The sequence below is a fragment of the Halomonas organivorans genome (assembly GCF_014192055.1).
Lineage (GTDB): Bacteria > Pseudomonadota > Gammaproteobacteria > Pseudomonadales > Halomonadaceae > Halomonas > Halomonas organivorans.
This window is the reverse complement of sequence record NZ_JACHXM010000005.1, coordinates 120,833-143,096: the sequence shown is the minus strand read 5'-3', so window position 1 is coordinate 143,096 and position 22,264 is coordinate 120,833. Positions and strand designations below refer to the sequence as shown.

15 protein-coding genes are annotated in these 22,264 nt (G+C 68.5%); 9 read left to right on the top strand and 6 right to left on the bottom strand.

The annotated features are described in order from the left end of the window. The first annotated feature begins 152 nt into the window (after positions 1-152). The 4 genes from acnB (at position 153) to FHR96_RS07565 (ending at position 7,976) form a co-directional block, all read left to right on the top strand. Entirely contained in the window at positions 153-2,756 is a 2,604-nt protein-coding gene (gene acnB / locus FHR96_RS07580) for a bifunctional aconitate hydratase 2/2-methylisocitrate dehydratase (protein WP_183387063.1), read from the top strand. A gap of 208 nt (positions 2,757-2,964) precedes the next feature. After that, on the top strand, positions 2,965-3,450 hold the full coding sequence (gene rraA, locus FHR96_RS07575) for a ribonuclease E activity regulator RraA (protein WP_183387062.1): 486 nt from the start codon (positions 2,965-2,967) through the stop codon (positions 3,448-3,450). Positions 3,451-3,490: 40 nt separating this feature from the next. After that, entirely contained in the window at positions 3,491-6,064 is a 2,574-nt protein-coding gene (locus FHR96_RS07570) for an EAL domain-containing protein (RefSeq protein WP_221195738.1), read from the top strand. Positions 6,065-6,092: 28 nt separating this feature from the next. Continuing rightward, entirely contained in the window at positions 6,093-7,976 is a 1,884-nt protein-coding gene (locus tag FHR96_RS07565; protein WP_183387060.1) for a glycerophosphodiester phosphodiesterase family protein, read from the top strand. A gap of 20 nt (positions 7,977-7,996) precedes the next feature. Here the strand turns inward: FHR96_RS07565 and FHR96_RS07560 are convergent, their stop codons facing one another. From FHR96_RS07560 to ppsA, 5 genes are all read right to left on the bottom strand, one after another. Then, entirely contained in the window at positions 7,997-8,422 is a 426-nt protein-coding gene (locus tag FHR96_RS07560; RefSeq protein WP_183387059.1) for a hypothetical protein, read from the bottom strand. A gap of 110 nt (positions 8,423-8,532) precedes the next feature. After that, positions 8,533-9,330 (bottom strand): universal stress protein, encoded by a 798-nt coding sequence (locus FHR96_RS07555; protein ID WP_183387058.1) that lies wholly within the window; start codon positions 9,328-9,330, stop codon positions 8,533-8,535. After that, on the bottom strand, positions 9,317-11,704 hold the full coding sequence (locus FHR96_RS07550) for a Lon protease family protein (RefSeq protein WP_246392847.1): 2,388 nt from the start codon (positions 11,702-11,704) through the stop codon (positions 9,317-9,319). Before FHR96_RS07550 ends, FHR96_RS07555 begins: the two co-directional genes overlap by 14 nt. A 60-nt stretch (positions 11,705-11,764) precedes the next feature. Then, positions 11,765-12,322, bottom strand: coding sequence for an anti-virulence regulator CigR family protein (locus tag FHR96_RS07545; protein WP_183387057.1), 558 nt, complete (start codon positions 12,320-12,322; stop codon positions 11,765-11,767). 137 nt (positions 12,323-12,459) lie between these two features. Further along, complete coding sequence (gene ppsA, locus FHR96_RS07540) at positions 12,460-14,832, bottom strand: phosphoenolpyruvate synthase (protein ID WP_183387056.1); 2,373 nt, start codon at positions 14,830-14,832, stop codon at positions 12,460-12,462. 235 nt (positions 14,833-15,067) lie between these two features. On the opposite strand from ppsA, the gene ppsR reads away from it, so the two are divergent. The 5 genes from ppsR to FHR96_RS07515 all read left to right on the top strand — a co-directional run bounded on the left by ppsR (position 15,068) and on the right by FHR96_RS07515 (position 20,947). Further along, positions 15,068-15,901 carry a posphoenolpyruvate synthetase regulatory kinase/phosphorylase PpsR gene (gene ppsR, locus FHR96_RS07535; protein WP_183387055.1) on the top strand — a complete coding sequence of 278 codons (834 nt, stop codon included), beginning with the start codon at positions 15,068-15,070 and terminating at the stop codon, positions 15,899-15,901. A 151-nt stretch (positions 15,902-16,052) separates the two neighbouring features. Then, positions 16,053-17,333 (top strand): imelysin family protein, encoded by a 1,281-nt coding sequence (locus tag FHR96_RS07530; RefSeq protein ID WP_183387054.1) that lies wholly within the window; start codon positions 16,053-16,055, stop codon positions 17,331-17,333. A 77-nt stretch (positions 17,334-17,410) separates the two neighbouring features. Beyond that, complete coding sequence (locus FHR96_RS07525; protein ID WP_221195737.1) at positions 17,411-18,820, top strand: di-heme oxidoreductase family protein; 1,410 nt, start codon at positions 17,411-17,413, stop codon at positions 18,818-18,820. Next, positions 18,820-19,857, top strand: a complete 1,038-nt coding sequence (locus FHR96_RS07520; RefSeq protein WP_183387053.1) for an imelysin family protein — start codon at positions 18,820-18,822, stop codon at positions 19,855-19,857. Before FHR96_RS07525 ends, FHR96_RS07520 begins: the two co-directional genes overlap by 1 nt. A 1-nt stretch (position 19,858) precedes the next feature. After that, the gene (locus tag FHR96_RS07515; protein WP_183387052.1) at positions 19,859-20,947 is read left to right on the top strand and encodes a DUF1513 domain-containing protein; all 1,089 of its coding nucleotides are present in this window, start codon (positions 19,859-19,861) and stop codon (positions 20,945-20,947) included. Between the two features lie 43 nt (positions 20,948-20,990). On the opposite strand, the gene FHR96_RS07510 is transcribed toward FHR96_RS07515, so the two are convergent. Then, on the bottom strand, positions 20,991-22,211 hold the full coding sequence (locus FHR96_RS07510) for a CaiB/BaiF CoA transferase family protein (RefSeq protein ID WP_183387051.1): 1,221 nt from the start codon (positions 22,209-22,211) through the stop codon (positions 20,991-20,993). Between the last annotated feature and the right edge of the window lie 53 nt (positions 22,212-22,264).

The window sequence follows — 22,264 nt, the reverse complement described above, 5'->3', positions numbered from 1 at the left end:
GCCATGGCCGGGCTTCTTAACATTGTCGACAGTTTCTCCTAGAATAGCGCCACCGTTGACCGTGCTAGTTCACGTCGTGCCGACGCCCGCGCTGCGATATCGCTATCGTGGCGCAGTGCGCTCGGCCACCACCAACCAATGAGGGCCACCACGTGCTTGAAGCCTATCGCCAACATGTCGAGGAGCGTGCCCAGGCGGGCGTTCCGCCGAAGCCGCTGAATGCCGAGCAGACGGCTGCCCTGGTCGAACTGCTGAAGACGCCGCCCGCCGGCGAGGAAGAGGCCATCCTCGACCTGCTGACCAACCGCGTGCCGCCGGGCGTCGACGAAGCCGCCTACGTCAAGGCCGGCTTCCTGACCGCCATCGCCAAGGGCGAGGCCGAGTCGCCGCTGATCGACAAGGTCCATGCCGTCAAGCTGCTGGGCACCATGCAGGGCGGCTACAACATCGCCTCGCTGGTCGAGCTGCTGGACGACGACGCGCTGGCCAAGGAAGTGGGCGAGCAGCTCAAGCACACCCTGCTGATGTTCGACGCCTTCCACGACGTGGAAGAGCGCGCCAAGGCAGGCAACGCCGTGGCCAAGGACGTCATCCAGTCCTGGGCCGAGGCCGAGTGGTTCCTGTCCAAGCCGGCACTGGCCGACAAGATCACCCTGACCGTGTTCAAGGTGCCCGGCGAGACCAACACCGATGACCTCTCCCCGGCCCCGGATGCCTGGTCGCGCCCGGACATCCCGCTGCATGCCAACGCCATGCTCAAGAACCCGCGCGACGGCATCGAGCCGGAAGAGCCGGGCGTCACCGGTCCGCTCAAGCAGATCGAGGAAGTGAAGGCCAAGGGCCACCAGGTCGTCTACGTCGGCGACGTGGTCGGCACCGGCTCCTCGCGCAAGTCCGCCACCAACTCCGTGCTGTGGTTCTTCGGCGACGACATCCCCAACGTGCCGAACAAGCGCGCCGGCGGCTTCTGCTTCGGCGGCAAGATCGCCCCGATCTTCTTCAACACCATGGAAGATTCCGGCGCCCTGCCCGTCGAGATGGACGTCGAGAAGCTCGAGATGGGCGACGTCATCGACGTCTACCCGTACGAAGGCAAGGTCTGCAAGCACGGCACCGACGAGGTGCTGACCACCTTCGAACTCAAGACCCAGCTGCTGCTCGACGAGGCCCGCGCCGGCGGCCGCATCCCGCTGATCATCGGCCGTGGCCTGACCGCCAAGGCCCGCGAATCCCTGGGCCTGGCCCCGTCCGACGTCTTCCGCCTGTCCGAGCAGCCGGCCGACACCGGCAAGGGCTTCACCCTGGCCCAGAAGATGGTCGGCAAGGCCTGCGGCATGGACGGCGTGCGCCCGGGCATGTACTGCGAGCCGAAGATGACCACCGTGGGCTCCCAGGACACCACTGGGCCGATGACCCGCGACGAGCTCAAGGACCTGGCCTGCCTGGGCTTCCAGGCCGACCTGGTGATGCAGTCGTTCTGCCACACCAGCGCCTATCCGAAGCCGGTCGACGTGGAGACCCACCACACCCTGCCCGACTTCATCATGAACCGCGGCGGCGTCTCGCTGCGCCCGGGCGACGGCATCATCCACAGCTGGCTGAACCGCATGCTGCTGCCCGACACCGTGGGCACCGGCGGCGACTCCCACACCCGCTTCCCGATGGGCATCTCCTTCCCGGCGGGCTCCGGCCTGGTGGCCTTCGCCGCCGCCACCGGCGTGATGCCGCTGGACATGCCGGAATCCGTGCTGGTGCGCTTCAAGGGCCAGCGTCAGCCCGGCGTCACCCTGCGCGACCTGGTTCACGCCATTCCCTACTACGCCATCCAGCAGGGCCTGCTGACCGTCGAGAAGTCCGGCAAGAAGAACGCCTTCTCCGGCCGCGTACTCGAGATCGAGGGCCTCGAGGACCTCACCGTCGAACAGGCCTTCGAGCTCTCCGACGCCTCCGCCGAGCGCTCCGCGGCCGGCTGCACCATCACTCTGGGCGAGGACTCGGTGGCCGAGTACCTGACGTCCAACATCACCCTGCTCAAGTGGATGATCGCCAACGGCTACGGCGACCGGCGCACCATCGAGCGCCGCATCCAGGGCATGGAAGAGTGGCTCGAGAACCCGAGCCTGATGCGCGCCGACAAGGACGCCGAGTACGCCGAAGTCATCGAGATCGACCTCGACCAGCTGGCCGAGCCGGTGCTGTGCGCCCCGAACGACCCGGACGACGCCCGCCTGCTCTCCGAAGTGGCCGGCCAGTCCATCGACGAGGTGTTCATCGGCTCGTGCATGACCAACATCGGCCACTTCCGCGCCGCCGGCAAGCTGCTCGAGAAGCAGCCCGCGGGCAGCCTGAAGACCAAGCTGTGGCTGGCACCGCCGACCAAGATGGACCAGCACCAGCTGACCGAGGAAGGCTACTACGGCATCTACGGCCGTGCCGGCGCGCGCATGGAAATGCCCGGCTGCTCGCTGTGCATGGGCAACCAGGCGCGCGTCGCCGCCAAGAGCACCGTGGTCTCCACCTCCACGCGTAACTTCCCCAACCGCCTGGGCGACGGCGCCGACGTCTTCCTGGCGTCCGCGGAGCTTGCCGCCGTGGCCGCGGTGGAAGGCCGCCTGCCGAGCGTCGACGAGTACCGTCGCTACATGGGCGAGTTCGACGCCATGGCCGGCGAGATCTATCGTTACATGAACTTCCACGAGATCGAGGAGTTCCAGAAAGCCGCCTCGAACGTGATCCCGGTGGCTCAGGAAGCCTGACCACCGCCATCGTCACCGATGCTCGCAACATCGTAGGCCCGCCGCCCGGCGGGCCGTCGACGACCGAAGCGCCCCGCCCTGGCGGGGCGCTTTTTTTCGTTCGCGGGCCGGTTCGCAGCCCCTGCGACCATGGCCGACTTTATTCACCACGCCTCGGCCTGGCATGATCGAAGAGATTCCCTCTTCGTTCTCCCGCAAGGACCCCGACATGACTTCCATCGTCACTCCCGATCTCTGCGATGCCTACCCCGAGGTAGCCGTGCTCGAGCCGCTGTTCGTCAACTTCGGCGGCCTGGAGGCCTTCTTCGGCCCGGTGCGCACCGTCAAGTGCTTCGAGGACAATTCCCTGGTTCGCCAGGCCGTCAACGAGCCGGGAGACGGCGCCGTGCTGGTGGTCGACGGCGGCGGCTCCACCCGCTGCGCCATGCTCGGCGATCGCCTGGCCGAGCAGGCCGCCGGCAACGGCTGGGCCGGCATCCTGATGTACGGCTGCGTGCGCGACGTCGATGAACTGGCCGAGACCGAACTCGGCATCCAGGCCCTGGCCGCCCACCCGCGCAAGAGCGAGAAACACGGCGAAGGCCAGCGGGACATCCCGGTCAGCTTCGCCGGCGTGACCCTCTCGCCGGGACAGTGGCTGTACGCCGACAACAACGGCATCCTGGTGGCCGACGAGCGACTGTCCCTGGACTGATGCCATCCCCTGCCACCCCATGACAACAACAATAACCCCTGTGACGAAACGGCATGTTCCGGCCCGCTATCGCCTGGCGAGCCTGGCGCTGGCAACCCTGGCCCTGAGCTCGAGCATCCAGGCCGACACCCTGCGCGTCGGCGTCTACGACAATCCACCCAAGCTGATGCTCGACGAGGCGGGACGCCCCTCGGGTATCTTCGGCGATCTGCTGACGACCATCGCCGACGAGGAGGGCTGGACGCTCGAGGTCGTGCCCTGCGAGTGGCAGGATTGCCTGACGCGACTCGCCGCGGGCGACCTGGACCTGCTGCCGGACGTCGCCCGCACCGAGCCCCGCGAAGCCCTGCTGGACTTCCATGACGAGCCGGTTCTCAGCAGCTGGTCGCAGCTTTACCAGGCCGCCGGCGCCGATCTTCAGAGCATGCGGGATCTCGCCGGCCACCGTATCGCCGTACTCGAAGGCTCGGTCCAGCAACGCTACCTCGCCGGCCTGGCCAGGAGCTTCGACATCACGGTCGACTGGCAGCCGGTCAACGGCTATGCCGCCGGATTCCAGCGCGTCGTCGAGGGACGTGCCGACGCCGTGGTCGCCAACCACCACTACGGCGACTATCGTGCCGAGGCGCTGGGACTGCACCCGACCCCGATCCTCTTTCAGCCGGCCCGCCTGTTCTTCGCCACCCCCGAGGGCCGGCATGGCGAGCTCCTGGCACGCCTGGACGCGCATCTGAACGACTGGAAGCAGCAATCCGACTCCCCCTGGTTCGCCATCCGCCGCCGCTGGATGGCCGCCGCCGGCTCCCCGCCGCTGATCCCGGACTACCTCTGGCTGACGCTGGCCGGCCTGGGGGGCGGCGCCACACTGCTGGCCATCCTCAGCCTGCTGCTGCGACGCCAGGTTCGGCGTCGAACCCGGGACCTGCAGGCCAATCAGCAGCGACTCGAGACGATCCTCGATAGCGTGGATGCCGGGATCTACATCAAGGATGCGTCCCGACGCTACGAATACGTCAATCGCAAGGTCGCCGACTTCCTCGGCGTGGCGCCAGCGGACGTGGTCGGCCGCACCGACGAGGATCTCCTCGAGGCCAGGACCGCCCAGCAGTTGCGACAGCATGACGACCGGGTATTCGTGCAAGGCCAACGGGTGGCCAACGAGCATCAGGTACGCTCTCCCGGCGGCGACGGTGAAGTCAGAACCTTCTATTCCATCAAGCTGCCGCTGGCCACGCCCGAGGGACGTATCCAGGCGCTTTGCGGCATCTCCACCGACCTCACCGAGTACCGCCGAATCCAGCGCCTGGCCCACTACGACCTGCTGACCGGCCTGCCCAACCGGGAGCAGCTGTTCAAGCGCCTGCGCCGGGCCATGGACGAGCAGCCCCACCAGGCCAGCGAGAGCGGCCTGCTGCTGCTGGACCTGGATCATTTCAGCACCTTCAACAAGACGCGCGGCCTCAACAGCGGCGATCGGCTCCTCGGCCAGGTGGCGTCCCGGCTCATCGACCATCTGGACGCCCACGCCAGCCTCTATCGCCCCGGGGGCGACGAGTTTGCCCTGGTGCTGGGGGGACTGTCCGGCGAGCGTGACATCGCCATGGACCGCCTACAGGCCGCCGCCCAGACGCTGCTCGAGGCTCTCTCGCAGCCCTTCGACCTTCACGACGGCCCCCACCGGCTGACCGCCAGCGTCGGCGCCGTGCTGCTCTCCGAGGGCAAGGGGGACCTGTCGCGCCTGATGAAGTGCGCCGAACTGGCGCTTTACGAAGCCAAGGGGGCGGGACGCAATCGCCTGCGCTTCTTCGATCCGGGGATGCAGACGCGAGTCGAGTACCGTGTCAGGCGCGAGGAGGCGCTACGCCAAGCGCTGGAGAACGACCAACTGACGCTGCACCTGCAGCCACAGGTCGATCACCAGGGCCATATCGGCCACATGGAAGCCCTGATCCGCTGGGCGCATCCCACCGAAGGCTGGATACCGCCGGGCGACTTCATCCCCATCGCCGAAGCCAGCGACCTGATCATCGACGTCGGCGACCGGGTCCTGGCCCTGGCCTGCCAGCAGCTGGCCGCCTGGGCTCGCGAGAACCGCTCCCTGGGCCTGGCCGTCAATATCAGCCCGCGCCAGTTCCGCCAGCTCGACTTCACCGACAAGCTGCTGCGGTTGCTGAAACGTCACGCCATCGATCCGCACCGCCTGGAGCTCGAGATCACCGAGTCGCTGCTGATTCAGGACACAGGCATCACCCTGGCCCACATGACCGCCCTGCGTCGCCACGGGGTGCGCTTCGCGCTGGATGACTTCGGCACCGGCTACGCCTCACTGGCCTACCTCAAGCGCCTGCCGCTGGATCGGCTCAAGATCGATCGAGGCTTCGTTCGCGATCTCCTCGACGATGCCAACGACGAGGCCATCGTGCGTACCATCCTGGCACTGGGCGAGAGCCTGGGTCTCGAGGTCATTGCCGAAGGGGTCGAGACGCGCGACCAGCATCGACGGCTGGGCGAACTGGGCTGCCGCTACTTCCAGGGCTACCTGTTCGGACGCCCGGCGCCCGTCGATGCGTGGGGAGAGCGCCTTGCCGTCGGGGACGCGGAGCTGCCACGCTAAGGGACATGATTCTCGTCTCGTGGCCTTCATGCCGACCCCGGGCGCGCTGAGCGGCGATGTGCTGCGCAGCCTGAAAGATCACCTGCGCCCGCTGATCGCCTATCACGCCTTCTTCACCCTGCTGGCCACCGGCCTGCTGCTGCCGGCGACCGGCTGGGGGCTCGCCCACCTGCTCGCGCGCCTGGATCGCCCGCTGATCTCCCTGGCGGCCCTGCTCGATATTCTGCTGACACCGACCGGCCTGGCCTGGCTGATGTCCACGCTGGGCGTCGGCTTCCTGATCATCTACCTGCAGCAGGCCGGCATGACCCTGGTGACGGTGCGCCCTCGCGACAACCATCTGCACCTGGCCGCCGAGGCACTGTGGGGCAGCCTGCGCCGCCTGCCGGCACTGGCCGGGCTGGTGATCCTCCAGGTGGGTGCCCAACTGCTGCTGTTGCTGCCCGTGGTAGCGGCACTGACGGGCCTCCATGACCGGCTGCTGGGCGACCTCGATCCTTACTATGTCCGCCAGGTCCGGCCGCCGGCCCTGTGGCATTACCTCGCCACCATCTTGCCGCTGGTGCTCGGCTGGGCCCTGGCCGCCGCGTTCCTCTACACGCGCTGGCACCTGGCGCTGCCATCGCTGATCCTGGAGGATCTCGGCCCGCGGCGCGCCCTGGCGCGCAGCGTGCAGCTGACCCGCGGCCGCCGCCCCGGCATCGCCGCCACCATCGTCGTGCTGCTGGCACTGATCGTGGCCATGCCGCTGCTGGCCACGACCCTGTTCGACGCCCTCTTCACGCCGCTGCTGGGCCACCTGCCGCTGCATCGGGCGGTGCTGCTGCCCGCCATGCTCGGCTACGTGGTGGCCTACATGCTGCTGACGCTGGCGATCACCTTCGTCGGCATCGCCGCCAATGCCCTGCTCGGCACCTGCCTGTATCTGCGCCTGGCCCACCGCGAACCGAGGCCCCCGACGCCACCGCCGAACGCCCACCCGGGGCGCCTGGCCTGGGCGGTGGAGGTCGCCGTACTGGCCTTCGCCATCGGCCAGGCGTGGTGGGTCATCGACCGCGACTCCCTGCAGGAAAGGGTCACCGTCATCGCCCATCGCGGCAGTTCGCAGCTGGCCCCGGAGAACACCCTGCCGGCCATCGATCGGGCCATTGCCGACGGGGCCGACCTGATCGAGATCGACGCCCGGCTGACGGCAGACGCCAGCGTGGTGCTCTACCACGACAGTACGCTGTCGCGACTGGTCGGCGATCCTCGCCGCATTGCCGCGCTGGACCGCGATACTCTCGACACCGTGGACGTGGGCAGCTGGTTCGGCGACCCCTTCGTGGGTACCCGGCTGCCCGGCCTGGATGAAGCCCTGGCACGCATCAGGGGACGGGCGGGGCTGATGATCGAGCTCAAGCCCGATGCCGGCAGGCACGCCATGCTGCTACGGCGCGTGCTGGCAGCGCTGGACGCGGAGGCCCGGGAACGTCGTCGCTGCCGGGGGAAGGCCCCGGACGGCATCGCCCGCGCGGCATGCGGCGACCCCGCGCTATGGTCGCAGGTCATACTGGCCACCCAGGTCTACTCACTGCTCGACGAGATCGCGCGCCAGGCTCCCGAGGCCCGCCGCGTACTGCTCGCCGAACTGGCGATGCGCGGCTCCCTGCCGCGAGGCGACTTCGAGGTTCTGGCCCTGCATCATTCGCGCATCGACGCCGCCGAGCGACGTCGCGCCCGCGACGAGGGCTATCGGCTCTATGCCTGGACCGTCAACGATCCGGCGCGCATGTCGCAGCTGATCGACCTGGGCATCGACGGCATCATCACCGATCGGCCGGAGCGGCTCAACGCACTGCTGGCCGAACGCCAACGCCTGGGTGACGGGGCGCTGATGCTGGTCAAGCTCCACAGCTGGCTACGCGACTGATTCGCTCAGCGGACGGAAGCTCAGCAGGAACGGCAACGCCAGGTGGCCAACAGGCCGAGTATCGCCATGGCCAACAGCCCAATGGCCCCCCAGCCGAGGATATCGACCAGATGCAGGAAGGCCCCGGGAGCCTGCCGCGGACGAGCGGCCATGCCATGAGCGGCCAGCCGGGTGCCGCCGTACAGCAGCCAGGCCACCAGCGCCAGCGGCCAGGCACCACGCAGTCGAGACAGCGCCTGGGTCAGCCTCCAGGGAGACGACGGCGTCGATGACGCACGACCCTTGGCAGCATCGCGACGCTGGCGCGTGCGGGCCGGACGGCGGCCGCCAGACGGTCGACGGCGTGCCAGACGGCCAAATGCCCAGCGACCGATCCGCCATAGCCCCCAGCCGAGGGTGAAGCAAACCGCCAGGGCCAGACCGCCCATTACCAGGAAATACGCCATCGGGCGGCTCCTCGAGAAAAGATCAGCCGCCCATGATGCCAAAAGCGAAGGCGCCTGTCGGCGCCTTCGCCGATGCATCGGAGCGGACCTGAAGATCGCTACCACAGGGCTCAGGGCACCACGATCACCGGAATCGTCACCCGCGATAGCCAGTCGGGCACTTCGTCCATCAGCACACGCAGGTCGTCGCGTCGCAGCAGCAGGGCACCGCCGCGGAATACCGCCAGTCGGCGTGCCAGGGACGCCGCATCGGCCCGGGGGATAGGCTCCACGGCGCCGAACAGGGCCGACAGCGGATCGGGCACCGGAGGCGGTTCGCCATCGATACCAGGCGTCAACACCCGGAGCGGCCCCGTCGATACCGCCCCCTGCGCCTCGTCCCAGATCACCACCGGGCAGGGGGCGGCGAGGATCAGTCCCCGACCGGTGCTCCCCTGCCATGCGCCGGTGCGGCCGGTCAGGCCGGCCTTGCCCAGCAGCAGCAGGTCACCGGGCACCGTCAGCGACAGCGTCTCCTCGACCACTCGACCGCGACGCACGCACAGCGAGTGCCGCACGCCCCGCCCGGCCACGGCCAGCTCCAGGGCGCGTCGCAGCTGCTCCCCCTGTCGCGCCAGCCCGGCCTCGAGCCCCGCCACGCTGAGTCGTCGCACGCGTCCGGAGTAGCCGCCGATCTCGCGGGCGAAGGGAAACGCCGCGCTGAGCAGCAGGTCCTGGTCCTCGACGTAGAGCACCAGCAGCTCGCGCCCCTGTCGTTCGGCGACATGTACTGCGGCGCCCAACGCCGCCAGACCGAAACGCGATGCGTCGAGCAGCGCCAGCACCCGGGCCGCGGCCAGGGGGAGCTCCCCTTCGCGCCCGGCGATGCCGGCGGGCCGCGTTGGCGAGCGATCCCTATGGGGCGTCATCGTCGTCATCCTCCCGCCCGGGCTCGGAGGCCGCCGCCGCACGGGACGGACGACGGCGCAGCACCTCCCGGAAGGCAGTCAGCCGCTCGGTCACGCACGCCTCGAGGTCGAGCCCTTGCTCCGCCGCGGTCAGCAGCGACAGGGCCTCGTCCACGTGACGAATGGCATACAACCGGAACAGTCCGGCCGCCATCGCCTCGCGAACCTCGGCGGCGAGCATGAGGTGTTCGACGTTGGCTGCGGGCAGGATCACCGCCTGGCCGTCGAGGTCGCCGCGCGCCCGGCACACCGCGAAGAAGCCCTCGATCTTCTCGTTGACGCCGCCCACCGCCTGGACCTCGCCGTGCTGGTTGATCGAGCCGGTCACCGCGAACCGCTGGTCGAGCGGCACCCGGGCGATGGCCGAGACCAGCGCGCAGGCCTCGGCCACCGAGGCGCTGTCGCCCTCGACGCCGCCGTAGGACTGCTCGAAGGCCAGGCTGGCGGACAGCGACAGCGGCGCATCCCCGGCGTAGCGATTGGCCAGGTAGCGCGACAGGATCATCACCGCCTTGGCGTGAATCGGCCCACCGAGCTTGGCCTCGCGTTCGATGTCCACCACATGGCCATTGCCGGGACGCGCGGTGGCGGTGATGCGGATCGGCTGACCGAAACCATGATCGGTCAGCCGCATCACGGTGAGGCCGTTGACCTGGCCAATGCGTCGCCCGCGGATATCGATCATCAGGGTGCCGCGGGTAATCAGCTCGTGGCTACGCTCACGAACCCGATCGGCCCGGCGCCGCTGCTCGACTGCGGTGCGCTCCACGGCATCGCGGCCGATCATCGCCTGACCGGCCAGCTCGGCCCAGTGGTCGGCCTCCACCAGCAGGTCGTGCAAGTCACGATGGCGAGCGGTGAGCCGCTGCTGATCGTCGACCAGCCGGCTGGCCCGCTCGATGACCGCCGCCACGCCGTCGGGGTTCAGCGGTCGCAGGCCGGCCTCGGCCACGAAGCCCGCCACCATGCGCGCATAGAGCTTGAGCCTGTCGTGATCACGGGCGAAGTCATCGTCCAGGTCGGCCTGCACCTTGAACAGCTCGAGGAAGTCGGGATCCTGCTCGCAGAGCAGGTAGTAGAGCAGGCGGTCGCCGAGCAGCACCACCTTGACGTCCAGCGGCACCGGCTCGGGCTCCAGGCTCAGGGTGCTGATCAGCCCATAGGCCTGTTCGAGCGACTCGGTGCGAATGCAGCCGGTGGACAGGGCCCGCTTGAGCGTGTCCCAGGCGCCGGGCTGGGTCAGCAGACCGCGCACGTCGACGACCAGATAGCCGCCGTTGGCACGATGCAGGGCACCGGGGCGAATCAGGGTGAAATCGGTCAGCAGGGTCCCGTTGTGCACCTGGTGCTCGATGCGCCCCACCAGATGCTGGTGGCTGGGCAGGTCGAGATAGACGACCGGCGCCCCCTCGGCGTTGGCATTGTCGACCAGCAGGTTGAGGCGAAAGCGGCTGAACAGTGCCTCGGGAGAGATGTCGGGCTCATCGGCGCGGAAGGAATCGACATTGTCGAGCAGCGCCTGTCGGATGGCGGCCAGATGCGCCATCACACCGGCGTGGTCGGCATAGCGGGCATCCAGCTCGTCCAGCGGCGAATCGATGGCCGTCTCCAGCAACTCCTCGTTGAGGGCATCGACCTGCTCGCGCAGCGTATTGGCCAGGCGAGGCATGCGGCGGATCGTCTGGGCAAGCTTGCGCTGCAGGATGTCGACGCTACGTTCGATGCGCTCGCGTTCCGCCTGCTCCAGTGCCTGGTAGGCATCGGGCGACAGCATCTCACCGTCGCGATCGGCCGGCGCGAAGGTGAAACCGCCGGGCGTGGAGAGCAGCAGGATGTCTTGCTCACGGGCCTCGCGACGCACCGCCTCCACGGCATCGCGCTGGCGCTCTCCCATGGCCTGCTGCAGTTCGTGGAGCCGGTTCTGGTACTCGTCGCTGTCGAATACCGCCGGAATGGCGCTCGCGAGTTCCTCGATCAGCCGCTCGATGTCGCCGCGCAGCTGCCGGCCTGTCCCGGGCGGCAGGCGCAACAGCAAGGGGACGGCAGGATCATCGAAATCGTGGCGATAGCAGAGATCGGGAGGCGGAGACGCCGCCGCGGCCCGTTCGGTCAGGAAGCGGGTGACCAATCCGCGCAGCGCGTGCCCCGGCGAGCCCAACACGTAGAGATTGAAGCCCCCGTGGCGGATCGTCGTTCCCAGCAGCAGCGCCTCGCGGGCCCGCAGCTGGCCGTCGAGCATGTCCAGCGGCTCGAGTTCGCTGGTCGAAGCGAAATCGAAGTGCTCGCTCGGGCAGCGCCGAAACACCGCCTCCACCGCCAGGGGCTCCACCATCATCCGTCTCCCGTGCCGACGCCTTCAGTATGGCGGATCCCTGCCCTGGGCCCCTGACGTGGGTCAGTAAAGGACGTCGTGGATCACGGAATGGATGATGTCGTTGGTGATCTCCACCAGCACGGCGTCGGCCCCGACCCGGCGCCATTCGTAGCCGTCATAGTGCGGCAGGTCGCGCCGGATGCCGTCGTCCAGGCGCTTGCCGATGCCGGGAGGCATGGGCTTGCCGCGAGCCAGGTTCTGACGGATGCCGGGCGGGATCGCATCGTGCTCCTCGTGGGCGTAGTCGTCGCGGTGGCGATGGAAGATATCGCGAATCAGCGCTTCCTCGAGGTCCAGGTCATCGTGGTGGCGAGAACCGGCCCCGTCCCGACCCTGGTCATCGTAGCGACGCTCTTGGTGACGGGCTTCATGGCGTTCATCGCGGCGCTCGGTGCGCTCCCGAGCGTCATGGCCGTTGGCATCCTGGCGCAGCCGCTCGGACTGTCCGTGACCGCCCTGGCCACCCTTGGCATGCTCCGGCGGACCGCCGTTGCCGGGATTGGCCAGCGCCGGCAGCGCGACGAGGCCGAGGATCAGGGCTCCGGCCGACGCCAGGCGACGATAGTGAAATGAACCCATGCGGGCATCCTCCCTTGCCTGAGTGATGCCCGCAGTCTAGCCACTCTTCCGGCAACGAACGTGCAAACGGCGTGCAGAAACGACGACACCCGGGCCGTGGCCCGGGTGTCGAGGGGTTGCCGCATGGCGCCGGGCGATCAGCCCAGCGTCTCGCCGGCCAGCATGAACCAGGTCTCGAGCACCGCGTCCGGGTTCAGGGACACCGAGTCGATGCCCTGCTCCATCAGCCACTTGGCCAGGTCCGGGTGGTCGGACGGGCCCTGGCCGCAGATGCCCACGTACTTGCCCTGGGCCTTGCAGGCCTGGATGGCCATGGACAGCAGCTTCTTGACCGCCGGATTGCGCTCCTCGAACAGCCCGGCGACGATGCCGGAGTCGCGGTCGAGGCCCAGGGTCAGCTGGGTCAGGTCGTTGGAGCCGATGGAGAAGCCGTCGAAGTACTCGAGGAACTCGTCGGCCAGCAGGGCGTTGGCCGGCAGCTCGCACATCATGATGACCTTGAGGCCATTCTCGCCGCGCTTGAGGCCGTTGGCGGCCAGCAGGTCGATGACGCCGCTCGCCTCCTCGGTGGTACGCACGAAGGGCACCATGATCTCGACGTTGTCGAGGCCCATCTCCTCGCGCACCCGCTTGATCGCACGGCATTCCAGCTCGAAGCAGGCCTGGAAGTCCTGGGACAGGTAGCGCGAGGCACCGCGGAAGCCCAGCATCGGGTTCTCTTCGCCCGGCTCGTAGAGCTTGCCGCCGATCAGGTTCTCGTACTCGTTGGACTTGAAGTCCGACAGGCGCACGATGACTCGCTGCGGGTAGAAGGACGCCGCCAGGGTGGAGACCCCCTCGACCAGCTTGTCGACGTAGAAGCTGACCGGGTCGTCGTAGCCCGCGGTGCGCACGTCGATGGTCTGCTGCAGATCGGTCGGCAGGGTGGCGTAATCGAGCAGCGCCTTGGGATGCACGCCAATCATGCGATTGATGATGAACTCGAGGCGCGCCAGGCCGACACCGGCGTTGGGCAGGCCGGCGAAGCTGAAGGCTCGGTCCGGGTTGCCGACGTTCATCATGATCTTGAACGGCAGCTCCGGCATCGCGTCGACGCTGGTGACGTTGCGATCGAACTCCAGCAGGCCATCGTAGACGTGGCCAGTGTCGCCTTCGGCACAGGACACGGTGACGTCGCGGCCGTCGGCCAGCAACTCGGTGGCGTCGCCGCAGCCCACCACCGCCGGGATACCCAGCTCGCGGGCGATGATCGCCGCGTGGCAGGTGCGCCCGCCGCGATTGGTGACGATCGCCGAGGCACGCTTCATCACCGGCTCCCAGTCGGGGTCGGTCATGTCGGTGACCAGCACGTCACCGGCGTGGATCTTGTCCATGTCGTCGGGGCTCGCCACGACCTTGACCGTGCCGCGGCCGATACGCTGGCCGATGGCCCGACCGGTCACCAGGGTGCGGCCCTTCTCCTTGAGCTGGAAGCGCTCGAGCTTGCCGCCTTCCTGCTGGGAGACCACGGTCTCGGGGCGCGCCTGGACGATGTAGAGCTCGCCGTCGTCGCCGTCGAGCGCCCACTCGATGTCCATGGGGCGCTGGTAGTGCTGCTCGATGATCATCGCCTGGCGGGCCAGCGCCATGACCTGGTCGTCGTTGACGCTGAAGCGGGCACGATCGGCCAGCGGCACGTCGACGGTCTCGACCGACTTGCCGGCGCTGGCATCGGCGGTGTAGACCATCTTGATCAGCTTGGAGCCCAGGTTGCGGCGCAGTACCGCCGGGCGGCCGGCCGCCAGGGTCGACTTGTGCACGTAGAACTCGTCGGGGTTCACCGCACCCTGCACGACGGTCTCGCCCAGCCCCCAGGAGGCGGTGACGAACACCGCATCGCGGTAGCCGGACTCGGTGTCCAGGGTGAACATCACGCCCGAGGCTCCGGTCTCGGAGCGCACCATCTTCTGGATACCGGCGGACAGCGCCACGTTCTCGTGGGCGTAGCCGCGATGCACGCGGTAGGAGATCGCGCGGTCGTTGAACAGCGAGGCGAACACCTCGTGCACGGCGCGCTTGATGTTGTCGAAGCCTTCGATGTTGAGGAAGGTCTCCTGCTGGCCGGCGAAGGAGGCGTCCGGCAGGTCCTCTGCGGTGGCCGAGCTGCGTACCGCCACCTTGAGATTGGGGTGCTTGGCCTGCAGCTGCTCGTAGCTCTCGCGCAGCGCGGCCTCGAAGCTCGGGGGCAGCGGGGTGTCGATCACCCACTGGCGAATCTGCGCCCCGACGCGAGCGAGCTCGGCGACATCATCGACGTCCAGGGTCGACAGCGCCTGGTTGATGCGCTCGTTGAGGCCTTCGTGGGACAGGAACTCGCGGTAGGCGTGGGCCGTGGTGGCGAAGCCGCCGGGCACGGTGACGCCGGCCCCGGCCAGGTTGGAGATCATCTCGCCAAGTGAGGCGTTCTTGCCCCCCACCCGCTCGACATCGTTCATGCCAAGATGATCGAACCACAAAATGTAATCGTCCACGAGACCCCCTTAGGTATTGGATATCGGCACCAAACAATGCATGACGCACACGGTCATGACGGGATGGTGGCGACTCTACCAGCGCCTCACCATATTCGCCATTGGTCTAACATCGAAGTCATTGGAGGTTTTTTACAACAAAGCGTCCTGCACGCCGATTCCTGTAGTCGGCGCCTTGTCTCGCCCATCGCGAGGCTCGACAATGAGGCCACTCCAACCCAGCCCGAGCGACCCCATGACGCGTACCGCCTTCTTCATCTCCGACGGCACCGGCATCACCGCCGAGAGCCTGGGCCGCAGCCTGCTGGCCCAGTTCGAGAACGTCGAGATCCGCATGCTCACCAAGCCCTATATCGACAGCGTCGACAAGGCCCGTCGCCTGGTCGAGATCATCCAGGCCGCGGCGGTGAAGGACGGCGAGACGCCGATCATCATCGACACCATCGTCGACCAGGACGTGCGTAACGTGATCCGCAATGCACCGGGCTTTCAGGTGGACATCTTCTCTACCTTCCTCGAACCGCTGGAGCAGGAGCTGGCCACCCACTCGTCCTACAGCGTGGGGCGCACTCACTCCATCGGCAGCGACGACGTCTACATGGACCGCATCCATTCGGTGCATTTCGCGCTGGATAACGACGATGGGGCCCGCACTCACCAGTACGATCAGGCCGACATCATCCTGGTCGGCGTATCGCGCTGCGGCAAGACACCGACCTCGCTCTACCTGGCCCTGCAGTTCGGCATCCGCGCCGCCAACTACCCCTTCACCGAGGACGACCTGGACGACAACGGCAGTCTCAAGCTGCCGCGCGACCTGGCACGGCACCGCCACAAGCTGTTCGGGCTGACCATCGATCCACGCCGGCTGGCGGCGATTCGCCATGAACGCCGCCCCAACAGCCGCTACAGCTCCATGGACCAGTGCGTCCAGGAAGTCGAGCAGGCCGAGGCCCTCTACCGACGCCTGCACATCCCGTTCATCGACACCACGCGCTTCTCCGTGGAGGAAATTTCTACCCGGATGATCGCCGAAACCGGCATCCACCGTCGCTTCTCGCCGCGCTGAAGCGCGGCCGGGCGGCTCGGCATTCGGCATTCGGCATTCGGCATTCGGCAGGCGCCAAAGAAATGAGAGATCGTCTCATTCACATCAACGATAGAGATCGTTTATCATTTCGTTGAACGCTCGCCAATGCCAATCAATAAAGGATGCCGAGATGCCGACTCCGTTCGTGCTGCGCCCCCTGCGCCGCGCCATCGCCCTCACTGCCCTGCTCCCGCTGAGCGCCTTCGCCAGCGACGACGTCACGCCCGAGCAGGTGGTGACCCACTACGCCGATCTGGCCCATGCCACCTTTCAGGATGCGCTGACCGCCGCACGGACACTCGATGCGCGCATCGACGACCTGCTCGCGGCGCCCGGCGACGAAACCCTGGCCGCCGCCCGCCAGGCCTGGATTCAGGCGCGCGTCCCCTACCAGCAGAGCGAGGCGTTTCGCTTCGGAAACCCGGTGGTCGACGACTGGGAGGGCCAGCTCAACGCCTGGCCCCTGGACGAGGGGTTGATCGACTACGTCGCCGCCGATGACTACCAGCACGAGCTCGGCAACGCCGGGGCCACCGCCAACCTGGTCGCCAACACCTCGATCCAGATCGGCGGCGAGACCCTCGACGTCAGCGAGCTCACCCCCGAACTGCTCGCCGATCTCAACGAGATCGGCGGCTCCGAGGCCAACGTGGCCACCGGCTATCACGCCATCGAGTTCCTGCTGTGGGGCCAGGATCGTCACGGCTTCGAGGCCGGCAACGGCGAGCGTCCCGCCAGCGACTACCTGAGCGGCGATGACTGCACCCACGGCCATTGCGATCGCCGCGGCGCCTACCTCGACGCCGTCTCCGACCTGCTGGTCTCGGACCTTGAGTGGATGGTCGCCCAGTGGGCACCGAACGAGGACGACAACTACCGCCAGGCGCTGCTTGCCGAACCCGCCTCCGAGGGGCTGCGACGCATGCTGTTCGGCATGGGATCGCTGTCGCTGGGCGAACTGGCCGGCGAGCGCATGAAGGTGGCGCTGGCGGCCAACTCCGTGGAGGACGAGCACGACTGCTTCAGCGACAACACCCACAACTCCCACTATTACGACGCCCAGGGCGTGCAGAACGTCTATAGCGGGGAATACCGGCGCCTGGACGGCAGCACGCTCAGCGGCCCCTCGCTCTCCGCGCTGCTGGCCGCCGAGGATCCCGAGCTCGATGCCACGCTGAGCAGCCAGCTCGAGGCTACCATGGCCGAGCTCGGTGAACTCAAGCGCGCCGCCGAGGACAAAGCATCACCGATGACCTTCGACATGATGATCGCCCCGGGCAACGAGGACGGCGCCGCGCTGATCAACGACGCCATCCTGGCGCTGGTGACCCAGACCGGCTCCATCGAGAAGGCCGCCGGCACCCTGGGGGTGACGCAGCTGCAGCCGGACGACGCCGGCCACGACTTCTAGTCTCCGGCGCCACTGCTCCTGCGGCCGCCGCCGGCCTCGCCGGCGGCGGCCCCTGTCGTTTCAGATCAGGCACCTCCATGTTCCTAATGTCCCCTCGTTTCGCCCCGCTGACCGCCCTCCTGCTGCTCACCGTGGCCGGCCACGCGGCGGCCGATGCCCCGCCGATCCAGACCACCCCCGACAGCGGTGGAGACGGTTCGGTGGCCCAGTTCGACCACAACGCCTATTCGCTGCCGCTCGACAACCTGTCGATGACCAAGCGGCTCGACTTCAGCGTCGGCAACAGCTTCTTCCGCAACCCCTGGGTCGAGGCCCCGGCGAGCACCGAGGCCCGCGACGGCCTGGGGCCGCTGATCAACACCAACAGCTGTCAGGGCTGCCACATCAAGGACGGCCGCGGCCATCCACCGCGCGGCGACGAGCGCGCGGTCTCGCTGTTCCTGCGCCTGTCGCTGCCCGATGAGGGGGCCGATCCCGACACCCTGCGCCGGGTCGGCGTGAGGCCGGTGCCCGGATACGGCACCCAGCTGCAGAACGCCGCGATTACCGGCATGCAGGCCGAGGCCCGGATGCAGCTGACCTATGACCAACGCACGGTGACCCTCGACGACGGTACCGAGGTGGCGCTGCGCGTGCCCGAGTACCGGATCCTCGAGCCCGCCTACGGCCCGCTGCCCGACGACCTGCTCACTTCGCCGCGCGTCGCGGCGCCGATGATCGGGCTGGGTCTGCTCGAGGCCATTCCCGCCGCGCACATCGAGGCCGCCGCCGATCCCGAGGATAGCGACGGCGACGGCCTCTCGGGGCGCGTCAATCGGGTCTGGGACGAGCGGCGCGCCGAGACGGTGCTCGGCCGCTTCGGCTGGAAGGCCGGCCAGCCGAGCATCGAGCAGCAGAACCTGCACGCCTTCGCCGGCGACATGGGGCTCACCTCGACCCTGGTGCCCCACACCGACTGCATGCCCGAACAGGGCTGCGAGAACGCGCCCGACGGCGGCACCCCCGAGGTCAGCGACAAGATCGCCGATTTCGTGACCTTCTATGCCGGCAGCCTGGCGGTGCCCAAGCGACGCCACCTCGACGACCCGGCGGTGCGCGCCGGCGCCGAAACCTTCAACGCCCTGGGCTGCGCCGGCTGCCATACCCCGCGCCAGCAGACCGCCGCGGACGCCGTACGCCCCGCCCTGGCCGGCCAGACCCTGTGGCCCTACAGCGACCTGCTGCTGCACGACATGGGCGAGGCGCTGGCCGACGGTCGACCGGAGTTCGAGGCCGACGGCCGCGAATGGCGCACCCCGCCGCTGTGGGGCATCGGCCTGGCGCAAACCGTCAACCCGCGGGCCGGCTACCTGCACGACGGGCGCGCCCGCAGCCTGGAGGAAGCGATCCTGTGGCACGGCGGCGAAGCCGAATCCGCCGCCGCCGGCTACCGGGCGCTACCGGCGGCGCGTCGCGAACCCCTGATCCGTTTCCTGGAGTCCCTGTGATGTCTCACCGCTCCCTGTTACAGCGCCTCGGCCGGCTCGGCCTGGCGGCGCTGACCCTGGCCGGCACTCCGCTTTTCGCCGACGATTCGGCCGATGCCCGCGCCCGCTGGCACCAGTCGATCGGCGATCGCTATGCGCTGCTCGCCGAGGCCGGCGAGCAGCTGGAAGCCAGCGCTCATGCCTACTGCGACGCCCCGGACGCCGAACGCCGTGCCCGCCTCGAGGAAGACTGGCTCGACGCCTACCAGGCCTGGCAGGCGGTGCGCTTCGTCGACTTCGGCCCCATCGAACAGCAGAGCCGCGCCTGGCAGCTGCAGTTCTGGCCCGACAGCAAGAACCTGGTGGGCCGCAAGGTGCAGCTGTGGCTGAACGCCGAGGCGCCGCCCAGCATCGAGACCATCGCCGACGACAGCGTCGCCGTGCAGGGCTTTCCGGCACTGGAATACCTGCTGTTCGACGAGCACATGGCAACCCCCGGGGCGCTGGCCGCTCCACAGGCCTGCGGGCTGCTGCAGGCGGTGAGCGGCCATCTCGCCGACACCGGTGCCGCTCTGGCCCGGGATTGGCAGGCCTTCGGCGATCACTATCGACAGACCGAGAGCTATACCGCCGCTACCGTCCAGGCCGGGCTGCAAACCCTCGAGTCCCTCGAGGACAAGCGCCTCGCCGAGCCGCTGGGTCTGGCCGGCTCACCGGCCAACGGCTATCGTGCCGAGGCCTGGCGCAGCGCGCGCTCTGTGCGCCTGATCGAGTCCAGCCTGGCCGGCCTGCAGGACAGCTTCCTGCCCGGGCTACGCCCGCTGCTGGCCGAGGCCGGCCAGACTGAACTCGCCGACGACTTCGCCGCGGCCCTCGACGAGACGCGTCGCCGAGCCGCCGACATGGCGCCGGGGCTGGCCCCCTCGCTGGACGATCCCGAGGCGTTCTCGGACCTCCAGGGGCTGTACGTCAAGATCGGCCAGCTGAGCTGGCTGGGCCGGCAGATCGCCGGCACCCTGGGCCTGGTAAGCGGCTTCAACGCCAGTGACGGAGACTGACATGCTCGCACGACGCGACCTGCTGAAGGCCGGCCTCGCCGGCCTCACCACACTGGGTCTGCCGGGCCTTGGCATGGCCTCCGTCGGCCCCGCCGACGAGTGGCTGTTCAGCGCCGTGGACGACGCCGAGGGACACCAGGTGCTGGGCTATGTACCGGCCACCGGCGAACGCTTCCGGATCGCCGTCTCGGAGCGCTGCCACGGCGGCTGTCGACGCCCCGGTCACGCCCAGGCGGTACTGTTCGCCCGCCGCCCGGGGCGCTCGATGCACGTGATCTCGCCCGGCGCCCAGCGGGAACTGACCCGGGTCGAGGCCGGCACCGGCCACCACTTCTATGGCCACGGCGTGTTCTCGCCGGACGGCCGCCACCTCTACGCCACCGTCAATCGCATCGACGACGGCGCCGGCCTGATCCGGGTCTTCGATGCCGAGCGCGACTATGCCCTGCACGACGAGCTCGACCTTGGCGGCATCGGCCCCCACGAACTCCGCCTGATGCCCGACGGCGAGACGCTGGCGATAGGCCTGGGCGGGATCCGCACCGACCCCGACTATGGTCGGGTCAAGCTCAACCTGGACGACATGGCCCCGGCGCTGCTGCTGGTGGATCGCCAAAGCGGCGAGATTCACGAGCGCCACGTGCCGAGCCATCACCAGCTGAGCTGCCGCCACCTGGACGTAGGCCCCGACGGCACGGTGATCGCCGGCTACCAGTTCCAGGGGCCGGCCTGGGAACGGCACCCGCTGCTGGCCCGCCGTACCCCGGACGGCGGCTTCCAGGAACTCACCCTGCCCAACGCGCTCACCGACGAGCTGCGACACTACACCGCCAGCATCGCCGTGGCCCGCGACATGCCTCGGGTACTGGTCACCGCGCCAAGGGGCCACAAGGTGGTCATGCTCGACAGCCGCGACGGCCGCCTGGTGGCGAGTCACGGTATCCAGGACGCCGCCGGGGCGCTGGGCGATGGCCAGGGCGGCTTCTGGGTCTCCTCCGGGCGTGGCGACTTCTATCGGGTCGCCGGTGATGGCAGTGCACCCGAGCGCCTCGAGCACCTTGCCCTCAGCTGGGACAACCATCTCGCTTGAGCGTGAGGTGAGTCGTGAGTCAATAGCGTGACATAGCGCCGAACTACCTGACCACCCCGGCCCTTCTGAGCCGGGCGATATCTTCCCGGGAGAGCCCCATCTCGGCGAGCAGGGCATCGCTGTCCTGCCCCAGTTCGGGCGGGGGCCGCTCGCTGACCGCACTCTCACCGTCGAAGCGCAGCGGATTGGCCACCTGCGGGATCCGCCGTTCCCCGGCCCGAAGCTCCCGATACAGGCCGCGATGGCGCACCTGGGGATCGTTGAAGACGTCATTCAGGGTATTGATCGGCCCGGCGGGAATGCCGCGCGCCTCGAGCTCGGCGAGCCAGGCATCGCGCCCTCGGGTCAACAGGACCTCGGCGATCCTCGGTACCAGCGTCTCACGGTGCGCGACCCGGGCGGCATTGGTGGCGAAGGCCGGGTCCTCGGCCCACGCCGGATGGCCCAGCAGCTCGGCCAGGCGTGCGAACTGGGCATCGTTGCCCACCGTCAGCACCAGATGGCCGTCGGCGCAGGCGAAGGCCTGGTAGGGCACGATATTGGGATGGGCGTTGCCGTGGCGTTGGGGGCTCTCCCCCGACACCAGGGCGTTGAGCGCCTGGTTGGCCAGGGTCGCGACCTGGACGTCGAGCAGCGCCACATCGATGTGGCGCCCGGCGTGCTCCCGCCCTGCCCCGCCCTGCTGTCGTTCGTGCAGCGCCGCCAGCACGCCGATGGTGGCGTAGAGTCCGGTCATCACGTCGGTGATCGCCACCCCGGTCTTCATCGGCATGCCGTCCGGCTCGCCGGTCAGGCTCATCAGACCGCCCATGGCCTGGATCATGAAATCGTAGCCGGCTCGATGGGCATAGGGGCCGTCCTGGCCGAACCCGGTGATCGAGCAGCTGATCAGCCGCGGATTCACGGCCTTGAGGCTGGCGGGGTCCAGCCCGTAGCGGGCCAGGCCGCCGACCTTGAAGTTCTCCAGCAGCACGTCGGCCCCGGCCGCCAGCTCGCGAACCAGGGCCTGCCCCTGCGCGGTGGCGATATCCACGGCCAGCGACTGCTTGCCACGGTTGGCGCAAAGGTAATAGGCGGCCATCCGCCCGGCATCGTCCTGGTCGTCGAGCCAGGGCGGCCCCCAGGCGCGGGTGTCGTCGCCGCGCTCGGGGTGCTCGATCTTGATCACCCGGGCGCCCAGGTCAGCCAGCAGTTGCCCCGCCCAGGGCCCGGCCAGCACCCGGGACAGATCCAGCACCACCACGCCGTCCAGCGGTCCGCTCATATCGGTTCCTTGCAACGTACTTGGAAAGGCTCTTGCAAACGTCACGAGCGCAG